The following is a 20588-nucleotide window of genomic DNA, read 5'->3' on the forward strand; positions in this document are numbered from 1 at the left end:
TTTATGTAATGTGTTACAGCGCACCTGGCGCAATCCACATATGTGAGGTGAGCCCTTTATCGGCTAAAGCGAGCTGACTGTCATATACGGTTTTCCATGTTTCATAGAATTCCTTATAGAGTTCATGATTTTCAGTGACTGGCTCGAATGTGTTTTCCCACTGTACAAACTGTTTGGCAGTCTCTTCCATAGATGAATATATTCCAGTGCCAACACCAGCAGCAATTGCAGTTCCTAAAGCAGCTGCTTCTTTCACAACGGGTACTTTTACAGGAATGCCGAGTACGTCTGATAGAATTTGAGGCCATAGTTTTCCTTTAGCACCACCGCCAGCAAAAACAACTTCAGAAGGGAATGTACCTGTGAGATTTTCAATTCGTTTTAAGTTTCCAAGTGTAACGAAGGCGGCATTTTCTTCAATAGCGCGGAACATTTCTTTCTTCCCACATTTGTCAGCATCTAAGCTTAAATTTAAAAAAGAAGGTGCGGCATGACGCCAAGAGATATAGTTCATGACGTTTGAGAAAGTAGGGATAATGCCATGTGAGCCGACAGGTACGTCTTTCGCTTGTTCTTCTAACAATTCATATGCATCTACACCGAGTTTTTCAGCGAGTTTCTTTTCTTCTTGGCAAAAAGCATCTCGAAACCAGCGCATAACGAGGCCTGGGAAAAAGGCGATCGTTTCATATTGCCAAAGGTTAGGAACGACATGGCAATTTACGCGAATCGCAGCATGCGGATCCGTTATTGGTTCAGTAATGTTAACTTCTTGCTGCCAAAAGCTACCCCCGCATATTAATGTTTGATTTTGCTTAACAACTCCAGTTCCGAGTGATGCCATTTGTGCATCCCCGCCGCCAGCAACGACAGGAGTTCCTTCATGTAATCCTGTTAATTCAGCACTTCGTTTTGTGACATTCCCAATAGTTGTACCAGCTTCATTTACTTTTGGAGAAAAGGCTAGAGTAAGACCGCATTGCTCAGCAATGGAGTTATCCCAAGCTCTATTTTGTAAATCGAATATACCGGACGTACATCCATTTGAAGAATCAATTTGCAGTACACCGCACAATTTATATAAAATCCAATCGTTTAACATCGTAAAGGAATGAATGTTTTTGTACACGTCTGGTTCATGTTTTTTAATCCAAAGTAAGCGAGGTAAAGCACCTAACGAAAAAGTTTGACCGGATTTTCTATATAAATCTTCTTCAATTTCGGAACGTATTTGTTTTAGTTCACTAACTTCCGCTGATGCGCGGCCATCAACATTTGCACAAGCCCATATTTCTTGCCCGTTTTTATCGTATAAAACAAAGCCTTCGCGCATGCTCGTTGCACTTATGCCTTTAATATAAGAGGGGGACGTATTACTTTTTTGCAGCACATCCTTTGTACATTCTTGGACGAGCTGCCAATTTTCTTTTACATCAAAATTCATAGAACCAGGATAACGACTATCGGATTTATGAATCCATTCTTTTTGACTGACTGCAAGCTGATTTCCTTGTAAATCAAAAAGGACTGCTCGAATACTTCCTGTACCAGCATCGTAAGCTAATAGAGTAGACATTAAGAGTCACCTTCCTTTCTTAATAAGGAGAGAGCAGTTTCTTCATCGGTAATTAATGTATGAATGAATTTTCCTTTTAAGGCGCCGTAAATTGCATCTAACTTTTCCATGCCGCAAGCTACACCAACTACATGTTTCATATTTTGAAGAACAGAGAGTGGTGTGCCGATGAGACGGTTATGATGGGGAAGCTCTAATTGTTTTCCATCAGTATTATAAAATTGACCTAAAATATCTCCGGCTCCGTTCTGACTACGTATATATGTCATTTCATGTAGCGTTAATTTTTCTTCTTTTACAATTGTGGCATCTTGAGATAAACCTCCAATGCCGACTACTGCTGTATGAGCAAGTGAAGCGACGTGAAGCATATCTTTCACGCTCGGTTCTGATAGAATACTTTGTGCCATTTCGGTTGTGGATGCTAGAAAAGGGGTAGGGATAATGTGAAGATCTCCTTGCATGTAGTTCAAATAGTTTTGTTTCCTCGGAATATAGTGGTTAACACCGCCTGTAAGAGTAACGATTGAAAGATTCATAGAACTTTCAAAGTGGATGTTTTCTAACATGTTACTGATCGTCTCTCCCCAGCCAATGCCGAGTAAATTGCCTTGTTGCAGGTGAGTTTCTAAATATTGTGCGGCAGCTTTTCCGAGTGAAGATGCATAATCTTCTGTTGGCGTTGGAATAACGAAAGCATCTTTTAGATGGAACTTTTTCATAAGGTCACGTTCAATACTTAAACAGTGCAAACCAGTACCTTTTACGTGAAAGGTGACGACACCTTCCGTCCGTGCTTTATCTAACAACCGAACGACTTTATTGCGTGAAATGTGAAGAAGTGAAGCAATTTCTTGCTGGGTTAATTGATCTTTATAATAGTACCAAGCTACTTTTGTTAACAAATTGTCTTCAAAGTTCAGCTGTGACATGCTCTTCATCCCTTTCAACAATTGACCACTGCTTAAACATATGTGTTCGTTATTTTGTTTATTCCAGTTGAAGGGATAAATAGTCCGGTGAAAAAAGTGTTCTAGATATGAAAAAAGAAATATAGAATGCTACAAAACAAGTCGAGCCAAACTCAATTCAAGGGTATGATTATGAGGCAGAAGGAAACGGTATTATCGTACTTCCTGAACGAGTTGTATTTACGAAGGATAATATCGATAAGTATAATTTCTAGTTGAGAGTTAACGGGGATTTATCATTTCTTGTCGAATCGCAGATATAATTTTAGTCACTATATTTCTTCGTCAGACATAATAAAAACGTCCGAATATATCGGACGTTTTTATTATGTCGTTCTTTTAATCTATTCATTAATTGTGAACAGCTTCTTTTTCATTTAACCCAAGTGTGCGTCCTGTTGAAGCGTGAAGTTCTTGGAACAGTCTTGGATTTTCCGTAAGTGATATACCATATGAAGGGATCATTTCTTTTATTTTTGGCTCCCATGCTAGTATACGTTCTGGGAAGCATTTTTCTAATACTTCAAGCATAACGTGAACCGCAGTAGAAGCTCCTGGAGAAGCGCCAAGTAACGCAGCGATTGATCCGTCATTTGCACTAACAACTTCTGTACCAAATTGAAGTGTGCCTTTACCACCTGCATCAGTATCTTTAATTACTTGCACACGTTGTCCAGCAACGACAGTATCCCAATCTTCACTTTTAGCGTTCGGAATAAACTCACGTAATTCTTCCATACGCTTTTCGTGTGATAACATAACTTGTTGGATTAAGTATTTTGTTAATCCCATTTCTTTTACACCGGCTGCTAACATCGTTAAGACGTTATTCGGTTTTACAGATCCAATTAAATCAAGGTTTGAGCCAGTTTTTAAGAATTTAGGTGAGAATCCTGCAAATGGTCCAAACAGTAAAGCTTTTTTGTTGTCTATATATCTTGTATCAAGGTGAGGTACAGACATTGGCGGAGCGCCAACTTTAGCTTTTCCGTATACTTTTGCGTGATGCTGCTCTACAACTTTTTGGTTTTTACATACCATAAATAGTCCACTTACTGGGAATCCTCCAATATGTTTTGATTCAGGAATACCAGTCTTCTGAAGTAGAGGTAGACTACCACCACCGCCGCCGATAAAGACGAACTTTGCAGTATGGTGTTCGATTTTACCACTATTCATATCGTGTACTTTCACTTCCCACAAACCGTTCTTCGCACGTTTAATATTTTCAACACTGTGTTTGTAGTTTAGTTCGACATTTTTAGTTTTTAAGTAATCAAACAACATGCGTGTTAACGCACCAAAGTTAACATCTGTTCCAGAATCAATTTTCGTTGCAGCCACCGGTTCATTAGAGGTACGGCCTTCCATAATGAGTGGAAGCCATTTTTTTAATGTATCAGGAGCATCAGAAAATTCCATTCCTTGGAATAGAGCGTTTTTTGAAAGCGCTTCAAAACGATTTTTTAGAAACTCCACATTTTTTTCTCCTTGCACCAAACTCATATGAGGTAGTGGCATAATAAAATCTTGTGGATTACGAATTAAGTTTCTCTTTACAAGATACGCCCAAAATTGTCTTGAAAGTTGAAATTGCTCATTTACTTTTACAGCTTTACCAATATCTATAGACCCGTCAGATTTTTCGGATGTATAGTTAAGCTCACATAGCGCAGAATGTCCTGTACCAGCATTATTCCATTCGTTAGAACTTTCTTCTCCGGCATTAGCGAGTTTTTCAAATACTTTAATTTCCCATTCAGGTGCCAATTCTTTAAGTAATGATCCTAACGTTGCGCTCATAATTCCAGCGCCAATTAAGATAACGTCTGTTTTTTGCTGCATGTTGCTCATGATAATCTCTCCATCCCCTATATTGGCAAAAAAGAGTAGGTGTTTTTATATCTAAGCCGTAAAAAGAAAACACCGCCTAGGCCCCACCTAGGTACTTACCTTTTTTGTCTCAATTGTATAACCATCTCATAGTCTATTATAATAATTAATAGACTAAAATATCTAGTGTTATCTGATAATTTTAAACTATTTAACGTTTTATTTCATAGAATTCTTCTGTCATAAGGGTAAAAAGCATAGTAGTAAAGCGGAATTAGGAGAAGAATTCCATTTTGATGTTATCCCAAAAAAACTTCTATTTTTATGTTTTATCTTTGAAAACTAGTAAAATTCTATTTTTGTAACATCTAATTTGAAAAAATAGAGTAAATAACGAATAAATGATAAGATTATTCTGGAAATAAAATGGGAGGGATACCGATGCTTACAAAAGAACAAGTCGCAAACTTATTTCGGGATTTTTCTGTAAATGAATGTAAAGGATCGAGTCCTTTATACGAATACTTATCAATAAAAATTTCTGAAGATGAGGAAGTTCTTACGTTAGCTTCCTACGCACAACCTGGTCAACCAGTCCCAAACTTATTATTAGGTGCAGTACACTATTTATTGTTAAAAGGAAAAGAACATACTTTAAAAAGGTATTATCATAGTTTAGTTGAAAATGCTGATACAAATTTTGAGAATGCCTTTCAGCAATTTAAAAATTTTTGTCATGTATATCGAGAAGAAATTATCTCTTTATTACAAACGAAACTTGTTCAAACGAATGAAGTAAGACGATGTGCCTATTTATATCCAAGTTTCTGTTACATATTTAATAAAGTGAACAAACCATTGGCATTAATAGAAATTGGTACAAGTGCGGGATTACAACTATTTTGGGATCAATATCGTTATTCATATGGAACGGAAGAAGTATTTGGAAACACACAGTCTAATGTTTATTTACAATCAGTAATAAAAGGGAAAAAGAAGCCATCTTTTTTAAAACAAAGTCCACCTGTCGTAGAAAGAATCGGATTAGATTTGCATGTGAACGATTTAAATGATGAAGAAGGTTATTTATGGTTACGCGCGCTTATTTGGGCAGAACATAAAGAAAGACTTGAACTATTCGATCAAGCAGCAACACTTGTAAAAGAAAAATCAGTAAGATTAATAGAAGGAGACGGTGTAGTACTTCTTCCGGCCATTGCAGAGCAAATAAGGGAAGATGCTGTTATTTGTATTTTCCATACACATGTAGCGAATCAAATACCAGAAGATGTGAAACGTACGCTTGAGAAACGAATTCAAGAAATCGGTGCAAATCGTGATGTATGTCACCTATATAACAACATGTGGGACCGGGACCTTCATATTGATTATTATATTAACGGAAACGAATATTGTGAAACTGTTGGGGAAACGGAAGGGCATGGGAGATGGTTTAGTTGGGGATTGGGGGATAAGACTTTATGCTAGAGTAAACCTAATAATTATGGGTTTCATCACCAAAATTCGTAATAAAAATAGCTGATGGAAGACACTCCATCAACTGTTTTTAACTTTTCATAAAACTCATTAGGTATCTAAGGTAAGCGTCAAATATTCCTCACCTACAAGTTGTAAATAGCCCATGAGATTCATCTTCTTACATCTAAGGATTTAAAGAAATTGGATTATTAAAACCTGACAGGTGTCAAAAAAGAACCTACCGGTTAATCAGCTATATTACTGGTTCAAGAAATTATTATTTCAAACGGAAGAGCCGAAGGAAAGTAAATGTTTAAAATGAATATATAATACATGCGAGAAAGAGCACAATTTGATAGGGGGGCTTCCAAATGCATATGGATGAAAGAATGAATTTGCAGTTAACAAGCCAGGCTCTTCAGGTAATGAATAACGGAATTGCTGTCATAAGTCATGATGGAATCATCACATTCAGCAACCAACCATTCTGCAGCATGTTACATAAAAAAGAAAATGAAATAATAGGTAAGCATATATCAACGATTATTCCTGATCGTAAAAAGCTAGTAGTGAATCAAAATGATAGTTTGTACAAGTACGAGTGTAAGGTGGGCAACCAAGTATTGATTATGAATGAATCCCGTGTATATCAGAGCGGGAAAGAAGATGGATCAATTGCCATTTTGGAAAACAAGGAAAAAAGTATAAAGTCCTTGGAAAGTATCATCAGTCGGTATGAAAATGCCTTGAATTTACTGTCGGAGTGTATTCTAGGGGTAAATGAACAAGGGATTGTCAATTTTTTAAGTGGTTCTTATGCACAATTTTTAGGGATTGATGATCCAAAGGAAGCGATAGGTAAGCATTGTACGGAGGTTGTTGAGAATACGAGGATGCATATTATCGTGAAGACGGGACAGGTGGAAATTGGGCATATACAGCGTATAAATAATCGGAATATTATCGCAACTCGCATACCTATTGTTAAGGACGGTGAGGTTATTGGTGCGATTGGTAAAATTATGTTTCATGATATACAGCAGTTTAAAGCTTTGGGGGATCAGATTAGTGCAATGGAATCAAAGTTATCTTACTATCAAACTGAATTACAGCGGTTGCAAGAAGGTAGGTTGTCCTTTCAAAGTATTATAGGAGAGAGTGCGAAAATGAAAGAAGTTAAAACGATGGCCTTGAAGGTTTCTAAAAGTCGGTCTACCGTTTTGATAAGAGGAGAGAGCGGTACAGGGAAGGAGCTCTTTGCGCATGCGGTACATCGTGCAAGTCCGCGTGCTAGGGGTTCATTTATTCGTTTGAATTGTGCAGCGATTCCGAGGGATCTTTTGGAGGCTGAATTATTTGGATACGAAGAGGGGGCTTTTACAGGAGCGAAAAAAGGTGGTAAGCCTGGGAAGATTGAGTTGGCCCATAAGGGAACGTTGTTTTTAGATGAGATCGGTGATATGTCTTTGGACATGCAGGTGAAGTTGCTGCGTGTGTTGCAAGAGAAAGAGATTGAAAGAATTGGTGGTACGAAAATTCAAAAGATTGATGTCCGTTTCATTGCGGCGACACATCGAAATCTTCGTGAAATGGTGCAAAGAGGGGAATTTAGGGAGGATTTATATTATAGGTTGAATGTGTTTGCGATCGATATTCCTCCGTTACGAGAGAGAAAGGAAGATATGATACATATAATGGAATTTTTAATTCAGAAATTGAATGGAGAGCTGGGTAGTAGCGTTCTTTCATTGGATGAGAGAGTAAGGGATATATTCATGGAGCATGATTGGCCAGGGAATATTAGGGAGCTAGAGAATGTGTTAGAACGAGCGATGAATGTTATAGAAGGAATAATTATTCAAGTGCATCATCTTCCTGTCTATTTGCGGAAAAAAGATTTGGAAGAAGAGTTATATCATGAAATATTTGCGGTGGATCAAGAGAAGAATGAGATGAGTTATTCACTGCAGGGGGAAGTGGAATCGGCTGAAAAACGGGCGATTACAAGGGCTTTGGAAAAGACAGCTGGAAATATAAAAGAGGCAGCCAAGCTTTTAGGGATTCATCGGGCTAGCTTATATCGAAAAATAGAAAAATATGGAATATCATGAAGGGAAAAAAAGGGCAAACAGGCCCTTTTTTTGTTTGGTTTGTAGTAATACATACTGTCTCTTTTTTGCGACACTTTCTTATAGATGCGACATGATCGTAATCATTTGTAGCGCAAATGCGACATGTGAAGGTGGACATGTAAGGGAGAACGGGGTATATCCCTGAAGGAATAAGAGAATAGAGAATGAGTCGATTTTTGGCATGTTTCTTGCTATATAAATAAAAAAGATTATAGCAAGAAGGGATGGAATTCAATGCTGGAAAATCACAGTTTGCCGCATTTTATTATGCAAAGTATTGAAAAAACACCAAGTAAAGTGTATTTACAATTTGAAGAACAAAGAGTTACGTATGAGGAGCTCTATCATCGAATTACAAAAGCTGCAGCGGGATTTTGTGAACTCGGTATTCAAAAAGGGGATAAGGTTTGTATTATGCTTCATAACACTCCTGAATATCTGGATGTATGGTTTGCTTTATCTTTTATGGGAGCAATTGCAGTGCCTCTGAATGTGCATTTAAAAGGAGAGGGCCTACAGTATATTTTATCTCACTCTGATTGTAAGCTAATTATCGTTGAGAAGGAATTTGTTCCTCAAATTGCTTCTTGTTTGTCTCTTATACAAAGGGACATTCAAATTGTTGCTTACAGAAATAATGAAAGCGTAGTCATTACGAGTGATGGTAAAGAACGGCTCGTAATCGAATTGAAAGATGTACTGAATACAAATAATCATCACCTTCCAACTGAATTTGTTTCCTCCTCTTCTATTAACAGTATCCTTTATACCTCTGGAACGACTGGATTACCTAAAGGGGTCATGTTAAGTCATTCAGCCTATGTAAATTCTGCGCAGTCATTTGCCGCCTATATGGTTGGCGCAAGTTCGAAAGATATCTTATATACAGCGTTGCCGTTATTTCATATTAACGCCCAGGCCCATACAGTACTCGGTGCTATTTCTTCCAATGCGACGATTGCTCTTGGCAAGCGGTTTAGTGCTTCTAGATTTTGGGATGAAATTCGTGGTCATGGCGCAACCATTTTTAATTCTTTAGGATCTATGATTCCTATTCTCTGCAAGCAACCAGAAAAGGAAAACGATAATGAAAATTTTGTAAGGGTGACGGCTTGTGCTGCTACGCCTAAGGAATTTTGGAAGCCGTTTGAGGAGAGGTTTGGCGTCCAGATTGTAGAGGGTTACGGATTAACGGAAACGACGGGTTTTTGTGTAACGAATCCATTGAATGCCAATAAGCCGCCTTCTATTGGAAAGCCTTATTCTTACGTAGAGACGAAGATTGTCAATGAGGATGGAAATGAAGCGCGGACTGGTGAAATTGGAGAGATTTTTATACGTTCCTTACAGGGACAAGCATTCATGGAAGGCTACTATAAAATGCGGGATAAAACAGAAGAGTCGATGAAGGAGGGATGGTTCCATACAGGAGATCGTGGTTATCTAGACGAGGAAGGTTACTTATATTTTTGCGATCGAATCAAACAGTGTATCCGGAGGCGTGGAGAAAATATCTCCTCTTGGGAAATCGAAAAGGTAGTGAATAATCACCCGAAAGTACTTGAATCAGCGGCCATCGGTGTTCCATCGGAAGTGGGAGAAGAGGATGTCAAATTATATGTGATTGTAAAGAAAGGAGAAACGATGTCCCATGAAGAGATTATAGATTGGTGTCAAGAACGTATGGCTTACTTCATGGTGCCGCGATATGTTCAGTTCAGTGAAACTTTTCCAAAAACCGCGACGGAACGGATTCAGAAGTTCAAGCTGAAGGAGGAAGGAATCGGTACTGCTTGGGATAGTGAAAAGGTCGGCTATGTAATTAAAAGAACGAGTTGATGTGCTGAAGGGGAGTAAAACAGTTTGCTTTTTATCTCATTACATATTGGAAAGAAGGGATTGAATTGGAAAATAAGCGGGTTGTTACATGGTCCAAAGAAAAAGGAATCGCGACAATCATCATTGATAATCCTCCTGTGAATGTATTGAGCGGTGCTGTGGTTGAGCAACTGACGGCGGTGGTCGATGAAATCGAACGGGATGATGAAGTAATTGCTGTACTTCTAACTGGCGCTGGAGAAAAGGCCTTCGTTGCAGGAGGAGACATCAAGTCATTTCCGGACTGGATTGGGAAAGGGAATGAATATGCAGAGGGAAAATCATTGTGGCTTCAGAATCCATTAAATAAAATAGAAAGATTGTCGAAGCCTGTAATCGCTGCTATTAACGGATTAGCGCTTGGGGGCGGGTGTGAATTAGCCTTATCATGTGATTTACGGATTATAGAAGAACATGCCCAAATCGGACTTCCAGAGGTGAAGTTAGGATTGTTTCCAGGTGCGGGAGGCACGCAACGTTTGCCTCGATTAATAGGAACTGCAAGTGCGAAAGAAATGATGTTCACTGGTGAACCGTTCACTGCCGAGGTAGCTTGGCGAGTTGGTTTGGTGAATCATGTTGTTCCGCGTGGCGAAGCGCTGAATAAGGCGAAGGAACTAGCCGCGAAGATGGCTCAATTTTCCCTTCCTGCTTTATCTTTGATGAAGCAATCTATCAATAAGGGATTATCTTCTTCTCTTGAGGACGGGCTAAAAATAGAAGCTGAGAATTTCGGCCATGTATTTCAAACGAGTGATGTAAGAGAGGGAGTGGAGGCTTTTATAGAAAAGAGGGTACCGCTTTTTCATCATAAATAAAATAACAAAAAGTAATGCCTGCCTCTGGCAGGTGTTGCAATAATATATATAAATATAAAAGGGTGTAAAGTAAATTTAAGAGAATCTATTTTATTGAGGGGGAATGCGGTTATGGATTTATTGATTGTATTGCTATCGCTTGGCTTGCTTATATTTGTAGCTTACCGAGGATTCTCAGTCATTTTATTCGCTCCGTTATGTGCTTTGTTGGCTGTATTTTTAACGGAACCGGCGAATGTTTTACCATTCTTTTCTAATGTTTTTATGGCGAAGATGGTCGGATTCATAAAATTATATTTTCCTGTATTTTTGCTTGGAGCGATATTCGGTAAAGTGGTAGAAATCACTGGAATAGCAGAAAAAATCGCGAAAATTATCATCCATTTTATAGGCGTGAAAAGAGCTATTCTTTCCATCGTGTTAATGGGAGCGATTCTTACATACAGTGGTGTCAGTTTATTTGTCGCAGTATTTGCGATTTATCCGTTTGCGGCGCAATTATTTCGCGAGGCGGATATTCCGAAACGTCTCATTCCAGCGACAATTGCATTCAGTGCATTCACGTTTTCGATGGATTCACTTCCTGGATCACCTCAAATCCAAAATGTTATTCCAACTACGTTCTTTAAAACAGATATTTATGCAGCTCCTACATTAGGGATTATCGGAGCACTGTTTATCTTTATATGTGGCATGCTGTATTTGGAAAGGTGTAGGAAGAAGGCTGCTGCTAAGGGAGAGGGGTACTTCGGAAAAAGCGGTGCCACTTCTGAACTGGCTGCCACAACTAGCGCACAATTGGTGCAAGCGCCTATTGTTTCCAGCGATGTTATTCCAGCTAGTTATTGGGTAGCTTTTCTTCCGCTTGTACTGGTCGGAGTGATGAATAAAGTCTTTACAGAATTCATCCCGGTTTGGTATACAAAGGGATTTGATTTTGCATCTATAGGTTTGAAGGAGTACGGAACGATTGATATGGGACAAGTCGTAGGTATTTGGTCAGTGGAAATGGCACTTCTTATCGGAATACTTGCTGCTATATTATTAAACTTCCAAGCGGTAAAAGAACAGTTTCAATCTATTACAAGCGTGGGCGTAAGTGGTTCAATCTTAGCTGCCATGAACACTGCAGCCGAGTATGGATTTGGTGCCGTTATAGCAGCTTTACCCGGATTTGTCATGATTCAAAATTCTTTGACAGGTACATTTTCAAACCCTTTAATTAGCGGAGCGGTCATGACGAATATTTTGTGCGGTCTGACGGGATCAGGTTCGGGTGGAATGAGTATTACATTAGGTTTAATGGCAGATAAATATATTGAAGCGGCAGCGAACTTTGATATTCCGTTAGATGTGCTGCATCGTGTAATTGCAATGGCAGCAGGAGGTATGGATACTTTACCTCATAACGGGGCAGTTATAACCTTACTTGCGGTTACAGGATTAACGCACCGGGAAGCTTATAAAGAGATTTTTGGTATTACGATAATTAAGACATTAGCCGTTTTCTTCGTTGTTGGAGTGTATATGATGTTTTCTATTGTATAGTAGGGAGGTTGCTTGGCTGTTATAAATAACGCAGTCATCAAGTTAAGATTATGTATAATGGTAAACAGAAACAGCCATCATTCCATGAAATGATGGCTGTTTGTATGTTTTCAATGAATTTCACAAAAAAACTTCAATTGTAGATTGGAATTGAACTATCCACTTGGTTTAGAGGAGGGGTCTTCTCGGTTAAAATGATAAAGTCGGCAAATTTAATTGTTACAACAATGCTCTTCTTCTCATCCATTGCGTCACGACCCATTTTTCACCTTTGATAACAGGTGCAGCAACTACAAGCAAATCCTCACATTGGACCCCAGCTGGCCAACATTCATAATAGTCGTGAAAACCATTTACAAACATGATTTGTCCGTTCTCAAATAGGATAACAAATATGGAGTTTCCTTACCTATTTTATAAAAGGTTAAAAATAAACCATAATATTATTATGTAAACAAAATTGATGAATGTACAGCTTGTTAAATAGTTCAATATTTTTGATTTTTCTATGGCTGCATAAGTATGATGTTTGTAGGAGGGGATCATATGAGTATACACAAAAAAATCATAGCGATTTCAGGAAGTATTAGGGAAGGATCATCCAACACAAACATATTAAAAACTTTAGCAGCATTTATTCCAGAAGGTATAGATTACACTATTTATAATGGGATAGAGGAACTACCTCATTTTAATCCGGATGTAGATCGAGTTGGAGCACCGGTTGTTGTTGAAGAATTTCGAAAGACATTAAGTGAAGCACATGCACTTATTATTTGTACACCAGAGTACGCAAAAAGTATTCCAGGAGTTTTGAAGAATGCTTTAGAATGGCTTGTTTCATCAGCGGAACTTTATAAAAAGCCAGTGGCTATTATAACAGCTTCACCATCAATTGCGGGAGGGGATAAAGCCCATGAATCTTTATTACTTACACTAGGTATGCTAGATACAATTGGCGTTCAAAATGGCTCACTATTAATCCCATCTGTGCGAACTAAATTTAGTGATGATGCAAAAATAACAGATGAGGATACAAAGAAAGCTCTTATCTCTTTAGTTCAAAGTGTAGTAGACGAGATAAAGAAATAATGATTTAGTTCGTATTAAAGTGAAAATGGACTTTTATAATAATAAAAGATAAAAGCAATGCTACTGTTAGTTCAAATGTAGCATTGCTTTTTATATAGTTAAATATATTTACTCAATATCTCCCCAGGTAATCCATCAATCTCGCAAACTATATCTGATGTAAAACCAGCGTTTAATAAAATTTTTCGAGAGGGGATATTGTTTGGATCGATAATTGCCTTTAGTACGTTTACATCTGTCTGCTTCGCTATTTCAATTAATTCTCTTGCAATACAACTACCATATCTTTTTCCCCAGTGCTCCGGCAATATCATATAACCAAGTTCAGCTTCTTTAAAATCATCCTCATTTACTGTTATATGTCCAAGTCCGATAAATTCATTTGTTGCACTGTTATAAACTTTATAAGATCCATACAGTTTATGTTTTTCATTGCGCCTTAACAATTTTTCATAGTCGTTTTGCGCTTCTTCTAACGGAATAGCACGCTCTGTAATTTGTGCCATGACTTTTTTTTTCGATACAAGCTGGAAGTATAGATTAAAATCTGTCGCTTCAAATTTATTAAAATATAGCTTATGCATAGTATTCCTCCAAACTAATTTTCATTTGTTCTTCAGAAAAGATAAACGATCGTTAAATAGTGATTTCTATTTGATTGCCTTCTGGATCACCTATTACACTTTCGTAATAGCCATCTCCAGTGAAACGTGGTCCATTTAATAAAGGATAACCTGAGTCTTTTAACCTTTTTGTTAGTTCATTCACACGTTCTTCACTTCCAACGGAGAATGCCATATGTGCATAACCAGTAATATTAAGGTTAGGCTCATTTTCTATACCTTTTTTACGCATAAGTTCAAGCCTTGCCCCAGATTCGAACGTAATAAAATAAGATTCAAATTGTTTTGCTTCATTATGATATAAGGAGTTTGCTTTGCCGTTAAAGTATTTCATATAAAAATCACGCATTAAATCTAAATCATTTACCCAAATTGCAATATGTTCAATTTTCATAGGTTTCACCAATCCTATCTGTACTAATTAGGCTTCCACTGTATAAAAGTTGCATGTACATTGCAAGAAATTTGATTTGGTGAAAAAAGGTAATTGTTAATTTTTGCTTGTTTACGTACATACAATTATGTAATTAAGTGAATGACTTACATAGGAATTACAGAAAAGGGGGAATGAGGCTTATGAGTCAATTAGAGCAAATGATGTACGTTGGTGTCATCATGTCTATTGTACTATCCGTAATGATTTTGGGGTCTTTATATTATAATCCTCGTCTTTCGTTAAATGATTATCCGAAAGATATTCAAAAGGTAGTTTTTCCGAAATCGATTCATGAAAAAAAGCAAACGATTTACTTTAGTATTGCATACAATGTGATTCTCTTCGGTACTCCTTTCGTTTCAACATATATACTACATCAACATGAAAAACTATTGTATATTGAGGCCTATTTACATAGTTTTAGTATTTTAATGATTTTCAATTTAGTAGATTTATTAATAATCGATTGGCTTATATTTTGCTGGATTACTCCGAGATTTGTTGTTATTCCTAGTACGGAAGGGATGAAGGGCTATAAAGATTATAAGTTTCATTTAAGCGGAGCGATAGTGGGTATTCCTTTTTTAGCAATCGTAAGTTTATTTCTGGCAGGAATTGCGACGACTATTTAGTATAAAGAAGAAGGATAGGAAACGTTTATACAAGGTAAGGAGATTTATAATTTATAGAATTATAAATGAGAATTTGATACTATTGAAGTAAAGGGTTCTAATAACATCATATTAAGCAATATCGATATATGGTTGCAAATGTTTTGATATTCCGTGAAATCACCTGATTTTATGGAAGCATTTGATAGAACTCAAAAAACGCAATGGAGGCTATTATGAAAAAAATAATTGGCGCAGCAACAGCAACAGTTCTTGGATTGGGGGCTTTTACCACATCTGCTATCGCAGAAACTATCGTAACAGCGGATGTACTCAACGTACGTGAAAAGCCAACTACGGAATCAAAAGTTGTCGAAAAAGTAAAAGAAGGACAAAAGTTAAAGGTCATACATACTGAAGAAGGATGGTCAAAAATTGATTTAAATGGTAAAGAATTGTTTGTAAGTTCGGAGTATACAAAAGATATTTATCATGTAACAGCAAACCTATTAAATGTACGTACTGAAGCAAACACAGAATCAGAAATTCTTGGCAGACTGAAACAAGATGATGTAATTGAATCAACACATCAAGTAAAAGATGGATGGCTGCAATTTGAGTATAAAGGAAAAACAGCCTATGCAAATGTTTCTTTCCTATCAAGTACAGCACCAATTGAAAAGAAAGCTGAAGAGAAAACGAAGCGAGTAGCGAAAGTACAAAAAGCAGTTAAAGCAAAGGAAGAAGTAAAAACGCAGAAAGAAGCAAAAGTACAAGAAATAGCAAAAGCGAAAGAAACAACAAAAGAGCAGAAAGAAGTGAAGGTAAAAGAAATAGCAAAGCCTAAAGAAGAAGCGAAAGTAACAGAGAGAGTAAAAGTTAAGGAAGAAACGAAAGCAGAAGAAATAGTAAAGCCTAAAGAAGAAGCGAAAGTAACAGAGAGAGTAAAAGTTAAGGAAGAAATGAAAGCAGAAGAAATAGCAAAGACCAAGGAAGAAGCAAAAGTAACAGAGAGAGTAAAAGTTAAGGAAGAAACGAAAGCAGAAGAAATAGTAAAGCCTAAAGAAGAAGCGAAAGTAACAGAGAGAGTAAAAGTTAAGGAAGAAATGAAAGCAGAAGAAATAGCAAAGACCAAGGAAGAAGCAAAAGTACAAGAAATAGAAAAAGTAAAAGAAGAAGCGAAAGCGCAAGAAATAGCAAGGGCTAAGGAAGAAGCAAAAGTACGAGAAATGGAAAAAGAAAAGGAAGAAGCAAGAGCACAAGAAATAGCAAAAGCTAAGGAAAAAGAAAAGGAAGAAATAAAAGCACAAGAAATAGCAAAGGCTAAGGAAGAAACAAAAGCACAAGAAATAGCAAAGGCTAAGGAAGAAGCAAAAGCACGAGAAATAGAAAAAGCAAAAGAAGAAGCAAAAGCGCAGAAAATAGCAAAGGCTAAGAAAGAAGCGCAAGCACGAGAAATAGAAAAAGCGAAAGAAGAAGCGAAAGCAAAAGAAGCAACAAAGACACAAGAAGTATCTAAAAATAACACACAGTCTGCTAAACGTGAATTAACGGTAGTAGCGACAGCATATACTGCTGATCCAAGTGAAAATGGTACATATGGTGGACGCGTTTTAACTGCGATGGGTCATGATTTAACGGCAAATCCTAATATGAGAATTATCGCAGTAGATCCGAAGGTAATCCCATTAGGATCTAAAGTATGGGTAGAAGGTTATGGAGAAGCAATCGCTGGTGATACTGGTAGTGCTATTAAAGGAAATCGTATTGATGTTTTAATGGGTTCAAAAAGTAAAGCTATGAACTGGGGAAGACAAACTGTTAAAGTAAAAGTTTTATAATAATGGTTATCCAAATAGAAGTCAGCTCTCTTTATTGAGACTGGCTTTTATTTTTTACCTTAATGTGATTCATTGAAAAAATTTGAAGGATATGTAAAAGAATAAAACCTTACTTTTGCTGCTGAGTACCGTGAGCAGTAAAAGTAACCCTATTGAATTATATAATCCTTATTTGTATTTCTGACAACCATATTGTTCTTCTATCACTATTAAAATACAATTAGATAAATAGGAGAAAAATATTCATAAAATAGTAATTGTTTTATTTAGTCTTATACTAGGGTTTATAACGTTCCAAATCCCTATAGTGTCAGAATGGATACAGAACTCAGTCTTCTTGTAAATTGTTATTATCGTATTCATACCAAAAAGATAACGGTGATAAGAATGAGAAAAATGATGATTAGCAACAATAAAAAATGTTTTATGTACCGAAAGTTATTAAAAGATTAGTATCGAGGATTACCTTTATAAGCGAGAAGAGGATAGAATATGACAATGGAATTATATGGCGAACATTGGGATGGAATAGGGTATAGAGTAATGGAAGGGAAAGATTCATATAATCATTATTTCGGTGGTCAAGATTGTGAATTACCATTGTGTAAGTTATGCGGTGAGAAAATGCATCAAATTTTTTGTTTTGATTTGAAAGATGAGAAACTTGCTGAACTTAAAAATGATGAATTGATTGTATTACCATTCATCTCTTGCTTGAATTGTGCGATGGTGTGGGAGCCGCAATATTTTCAATTAAGTAATGGGGGCAAAACGGTACAAATAATAAAACAAGACAATACGGAAGAGTGGATTATGGAAGCTGAGTATAAGCTACCGGTCAATCTTCCAAAAACTAATGTAAAGCTAACGAATATGAAAAATGAAGATATACCTACTGATGAAGATAGTTACTGGGAAGCTTTTGACTTATTCGGTTCGGAATATGTATGTAGATTGTTAGGAGCGCCCCTATACGATGATGTTCCAGAAGATTTAGGATGTCCAACTTGTTCGAAAGAGATGAAATATGTTGCTGCAATTACACAAAATCTTGAGGAACGGGAACTTATTTCAGTAGTTGATTTCCAGTTTGGGGAAATGAATATATATTATTATGTATGTAAAGATTGTTCCGTTATGAAAACTGAAATACAAGGAACATAATAAAATAAGACTGACAAAAAGAGTCAGTCTTATTTTTGTATCGTAACATCAGTAATAATCGCATGAAATATATCTCTTTGCGTGAAATCATCTGTAAAAACAGTCTCTCTATTAACCTCAATTGTATCGTGTGGGTTATACCATTTACTCAATAAATCTTTTCCAAATTCAAGTCGTTTTTCTCTAGTATTATGCCGTCTAATCGTTTCTTCAAGTGATAAGTCAAAATAATATGTATAAGCGTTTCCTTCGAAATAATGTATTAATTCTCTTAACATTTCACCGTACCTACGACTGTTTAGTATTCCTTCTAAAATAACAAATTCACATTTTCCTTTTCCGTACTTCGTAATTTCAAATAGTAAATCATGAGATAGATTGCCCATTGTGTCGTGAACTTTTAACATATCTCTACGCACAACATCTTGAGAGACTAGAAGTGTCCCTTGGCCAAAATGCTCTTGCAGTTCTTTTGCGATTGTTGTTTTGCCACTTGCGGAGTTTCCCCGAAGGATGATTAATGTTGATTTCAAAGTCTCATCTCCAAATTGTATTAGTTTTTTAGGTCCTGTTACAAAAGAACTTCATTATGGGAAACATTCTTTTAGTTAGTTAAATAATAGTTTATGATACTCAGTATAAGTTGAACAGAATAATTTCTTATTGTGGGATTATGCAAGTAAACCTGTTTTAAAAAATTACTATCTGCATATAGAAAAATTATTATAAGAGTAACTAATAAGGAGGGGACCTATGTTATTCCAAAATGGACAATTATTAGTTAGATACGTAACAAAAGACGATGCACCTATCATTTCAAAATGGTTAACAGACCCAGAAGTTTTACAGTATTACGAAGGACGAGATAATCCGCAATCTGTAGAAAAGGTACTTGATCATTTTATACATAATCCAAACAGTAATGAGAAAAGATGCCTAGTAGAATTTGATGAAATACCGATTGGTTACATACAAATGTATCCTGTTGATGCTGAATGGAAAGCGTTATATGGATATGGAGAAATGAAAAATGTATGGGGAATGGACCAATTTATCGGTGAACCAGCGTATTGGGGAAAAGGAATTGGAACAAATCTCGTTCAAGCAGCCATTACATACAGTATAGAGAGTTTAGGAGCAGAAGCGATAGCGATGGATCCTAGAGTAAATAATGAACGTGCGATAAGCTGTTATGAAAAATGCGGATTTAAAAAGGTGAAGATATTAAAGAAACATGAACTGCATGAGGGGAAATTAGAAGATTGTTGGATGGTAGAATATAAACAATTATAATAAAAATGCAGGGGCTTATAAAAATAAAGGGAGCTGTGTGAAATGAAAAAAGCATTACTAGTTATTGATGTGCAAGCGGGTATGTATACAGCAGGAATGCCAGTACATAATGGGGAAAAGTTTTTAGAAACATTACAAGAGCTTATTGGAGAATGTCGTACAAATGATATTCCGGTTATTTATGTACAACATAACGGGCCAAAAGATCATCCGTTAGAAAAAGGTACAGCTGGCTGGAAAGTGCATGCGGCGATTGCTCCGCAAGAAGGGGACAATATCGTTGAAAAGACGACGCCAGATTCATTCCATAAGACGAACTTAAACGAAGTGTTACAAGAAAAAGGGATTGAGTATGTTATTATTTCAGGTATGCAAACAGAGTACTGTGTTGATACGACAACGCGCAGAGCGTTTAGTGAAGGATATAAAGTAACATTAGTGAGTGATGCGCATAGTACGTTTGATACAGATGTATTGCGTGCGGAAGATATTGTAAAACATCATAATGTTGTATTTGGATCATTTGCAGATGTTGTTGCATTGAAAGATCTAAAAGTAGAAGCATAAGTATTGAAGTTGCTGTCTCTTAATGGGGGGCAGCTTTTTTATTTGAGGATAGGCCGTCAAACATTGTCGATAAATTGATGTTCCTTGTCGAATCGTTGATAAAATTAGAGTTACGATAGATATATTTCAAAAATCGTTAATATAATTTCATTCACCGTATTGATATTACAAAAAACAAAAAGGAGCGCCACATCGTCAAAAATTCGACTGATGAGACAGCTCCTTTTTTGCACCAGTAATTATCGTGTTACTTTTTCTTATCTTTATCAAACACATTCTGTTCTTCAGCAAACTCCGTACCATATGCAAACCGGCGATTAATTCGAATGTTATCATTGGTGTGCCTTGTGTGGGAATTAGAAAAGCGATGGACGATTACTTCTGATAATGTAAAGACGATGGCAGAAAGGATACTGCCCCATGCAATTTGCATGTAGTTGTCTAATAAAATATTACCGAAAATCCAAACGCTTAAATACGTAAGTAAGAAATCCGTCATAATGGCAGCGGAATTGCCAATTCGATTTAAAATAATTTTATCAACAAACATATAAGAAACGATTGTGACGAAGAGACTAAAAGAAATGATTTGGACGAGCGTTGCTGGGAAAAATAGAGCTAGTCCGATACTAAAAGCGATGATGCATGATATAAATTTGATAAGTATTACAGTAATATCACTCAATATTTACACCTCCCATTTATACATAGTTTTACAATAAATTC

18 protein-coding genes and 1 pseudogene are annotated in these 20588 nt (G+C 36.6%); 12 read left to right on the forward strand and 7 right to left on the reverse strand.

The window, feature by feature from the left end; all coding sequences use genetic code 11:
* Window positions 1-13: 13 nt before the first annotated feature.
* The gene (lsrK, locus tag ACE38F_RS13815; RefSeq protein ID WP_375368848.1) at window positions 14-1576 is read right to left on the reverse strand and encodes an autoinducer-2 kinase; all 1563 of its coding nucleotides are present in this window, start codon (window positions 1574-1576) and stop codon (window positions 14-16) included.
* Complete coding sequence (locus tag ACE38F_RS13820) at window positions 1576-2508, reverse strand: sugar-binding transcriptional regulator (protein WP_375368849.1); 933 nt, start codon at window positions 2506-2508, stop codon at window positions 1576-1578. The genes lsrK and ACE38F_RS13820 overlap by 1 nt, the downstream gene beginning before the upstream one ends.
* Window positions 2509-2645: 137 nt before the next feature.
* Here ACE38F_RS13820 and ACE38F_RS13825 point away from each other — a divergent pair.
* A pseudogene (locus ACE38F_RS13825) lies at window positions 2646-2762 on the forward strand (autoinducer 2 ABC transporter substrate-binding protein LsrB); the annotation flags it as partial.
* A gap of 136 nt (window positions 2763-2898) precedes the next feature.
* Here the strand turns inward: ACE38F_RS13825 and ACE38F_RS13830 are convergent.
* Window positions 2899-4401 (reverse strand): malate:quinone oxidoreductase, encoded by a 1503-nt coding sequence (locus ACE38F_RS13830; RefSeq protein WP_375368850.1) that lies wholly within the window; start codon window positions 4399-4401, stop codon window positions 2899-2901.
* A 420-nt stretch (window positions 4402-4821) separates the two neighbouring features.
* On the opposite strand from ACE38F_RS13830, the gene ACE38F_RS13835 reads away from it, so the two are divergent.
* The 6 genes from ACE38F_RS13835 (at window position 4822) to ACE38F_RS13860 (ending at window position 13327) form a co-directional block, all read left to right on the forward strand.
* Window positions 4822-5868, forward strand: a complete 1047-nt coding sequence (locus ACE38F_RS13835; protein ID WP_375368851.1) for a DUF2332 domain-containing protein — start codon at window positions 4822-4824, stop codon at window positions 5866-5868.
* 362 nt (window positions 5869-6230) lie between these two features.
* A complete protein-coding gene (locus ACE38F_RS13840; protein ID WP_375368852.1) occupies window positions 6231-7970 on the forward strand; it encodes a sigma 54-interacting transcriptional regulator in 1740 nt (579 codons plus the stop codon).
* Between the two features lie 255 nt (window positions 7971-8225).
* Window positions 8226-9830, forward strand: coding sequence for an ATP-dependent acyl-CoA ligase (locus tag ACE38F_RS13845; protein WP_341306472.1), 1605 nt, complete (start codon window positions 8226-8228; stop codon window positions 9828-9830).
* Between the two features lie 65 nt (window positions 9831-9895).
* Window positions 9896-10687, forward strand: coding sequence for an enoyl-CoA hydratase (locus ACE38F_RS13850; RefSeq protein WP_341306473.1), 792 nt, complete (start codon window positions 9896-9898; stop codon window positions 10685-10687).
* A 111-nt stretch (window positions 10688-10798) separates the two neighbouring features.
* Window positions 10799-12235, forward strand: coding sequence for a GntP family permease (locus tag ACE38F_RS13855; protein WP_341306474.1), 1437 nt, complete (start codon window positions 10799-10801; stop codon window positions 12233-12235).
* 546 nt (window positions 12236-12781) lie between these two features.
* Window positions 12782-13327: an NADPH-dependent FMN reductase gene (locus ACE38F_RS13860; RefSeq protein ID WP_341306475.1), complete on the forward strand. Its 546-nt coding sequence runs from the start codon at window positions 12782-12784 to the stop codon at window positions 13325-13327.
* Between the two features lie 98 nt (window positions 13328-13425).
* On the opposite strand, the gene ACE38F_RS13865 is transcribed toward ACE38F_RS13860, so the two are convergent.
* Window positions 13426-13911, reverse strand: coding sequence for a GNAT family N-acetyltransferase (locus ACE38F_RS13865; RefSeq protein WP_375368853.1), 486 nt, complete (start codon window positions 13909-13911; stop codon window positions 13426-13428).
* A 52-nt stretch (window positions 13912-13963) separates the two neighbouring features.
* Entirely contained in the window at window positions 13964-14344 is a 381-nt protein-coding gene (locus ACE38F_RS13870) for a VOC family protein (RefSeq protein WP_215553421.1), read from the reverse strand.
* 182 nt (window positions 14345-14526) lie between these two features.
* Here ACE38F_RS13870 and ACE38F_RS13875 point away from each other — a divergent pair, with 182 nt between their 5' ends.
* The 3 genes from ACE38F_RS13875 to ACE38F_RS13885 all read left to right on the forward strand — a co-directional run bounded on the left by ACE38F_RS13875 (window position 14527) and on the right by ACE38F_RS13885 (window position 18002).
* Entirely contained in the window at window positions 14527-15018 is a 492-nt protein-coding gene (locus tag ACE38F_RS13875) for a nitroreductase (protein ID WP_215553420.1), read from the forward strand.
* A 215-nt stretch (window positions 15019-15233) separates the two neighbouring features.
* Window positions 15234-16838, forward strand: a complete 1605-nt coding sequence (gene entB / locus ACE38F_RS13880) for a cell wall-binding protein EntB (protein WP_375368854.1) — start codon at window positions 15234-15236, stop codon at window positions 16836-16838.
* 492 nt (window positions 16839-17330) lie between these two features.
* On the forward strand, window positions 17331-18002 hold the full coding sequence (locus tag ACE38F_RS13885; protein ID WP_375368855.1) for a hypothetical protein: 672 nt from the start codon (window positions 17331-17333) through the stop codon (window positions 18000-18002).
* A 29-nt stretch (window positions 18003-18031) separates the two neighbouring features.
* Here ACE38F_RS13885 and ACE38F_RS13890 read toward each other — a convergent pair whose 3' ends face one another.
* Window positions 18032-18535, reverse strand: coding sequence for a kinase (locus ACE38F_RS13890; protein ID WP_003189952.1), 504 nt, complete (start codon window positions 18533-18535; stop codon window positions 18032-18034).
* A gap of 220 nt (window positions 18536-18755) precedes the next feature.
* Here ACE38F_RS13890 and ACE38F_RS13895 point away from each other — a divergent pair, with 220 nt between their 5' ends.
* Window positions 18756-19295 (forward strand): GNAT family N-acetyltransferase, encoded by a 540-nt coding sequence (locus ACE38F_RS13895; protein WP_375368856.1) that lies wholly within the window; start codon window positions 18756-18758, stop codon window positions 19293-19295.
* Window positions 19296-19337: 42 nt separating this feature from the next.
* Window positions 19338-19862, forward strand: a complete 525-nt coding sequence (locus ACE38F_RS13900) for a cysteine hydrolase family protein (RefSeq protein ID WP_375368857.1) — start codon at window positions 19338-19340, stop codon at window positions 19860-19862.
* 247 nt (window positions 19863-20109) lie between these two features.
* On the opposite strand, the gene ACE38F_RS13905 is transcribed toward ACE38F_RS13900, so the two are convergent.
* Entirely contained in the window at window positions 20110-20547 is a 438-nt protein-coding gene (locus tag ACE38F_RS13905) for a YndM family protein (protein WP_375368858.1), read from the reverse strand.
* Window positions 20548-20588 lie beyond the last annotated feature (41 nt).

The sequence above is a fragment of the Bacillus altaicus genome (genome assembly GCF_042136375.2).
GTDB classification, from domain to species: Bacteria; Bacillota; Bacilli; order Bacillales; family Bacillaceae_G; genus Bacillus_A; species Bacillus_A cereus_U.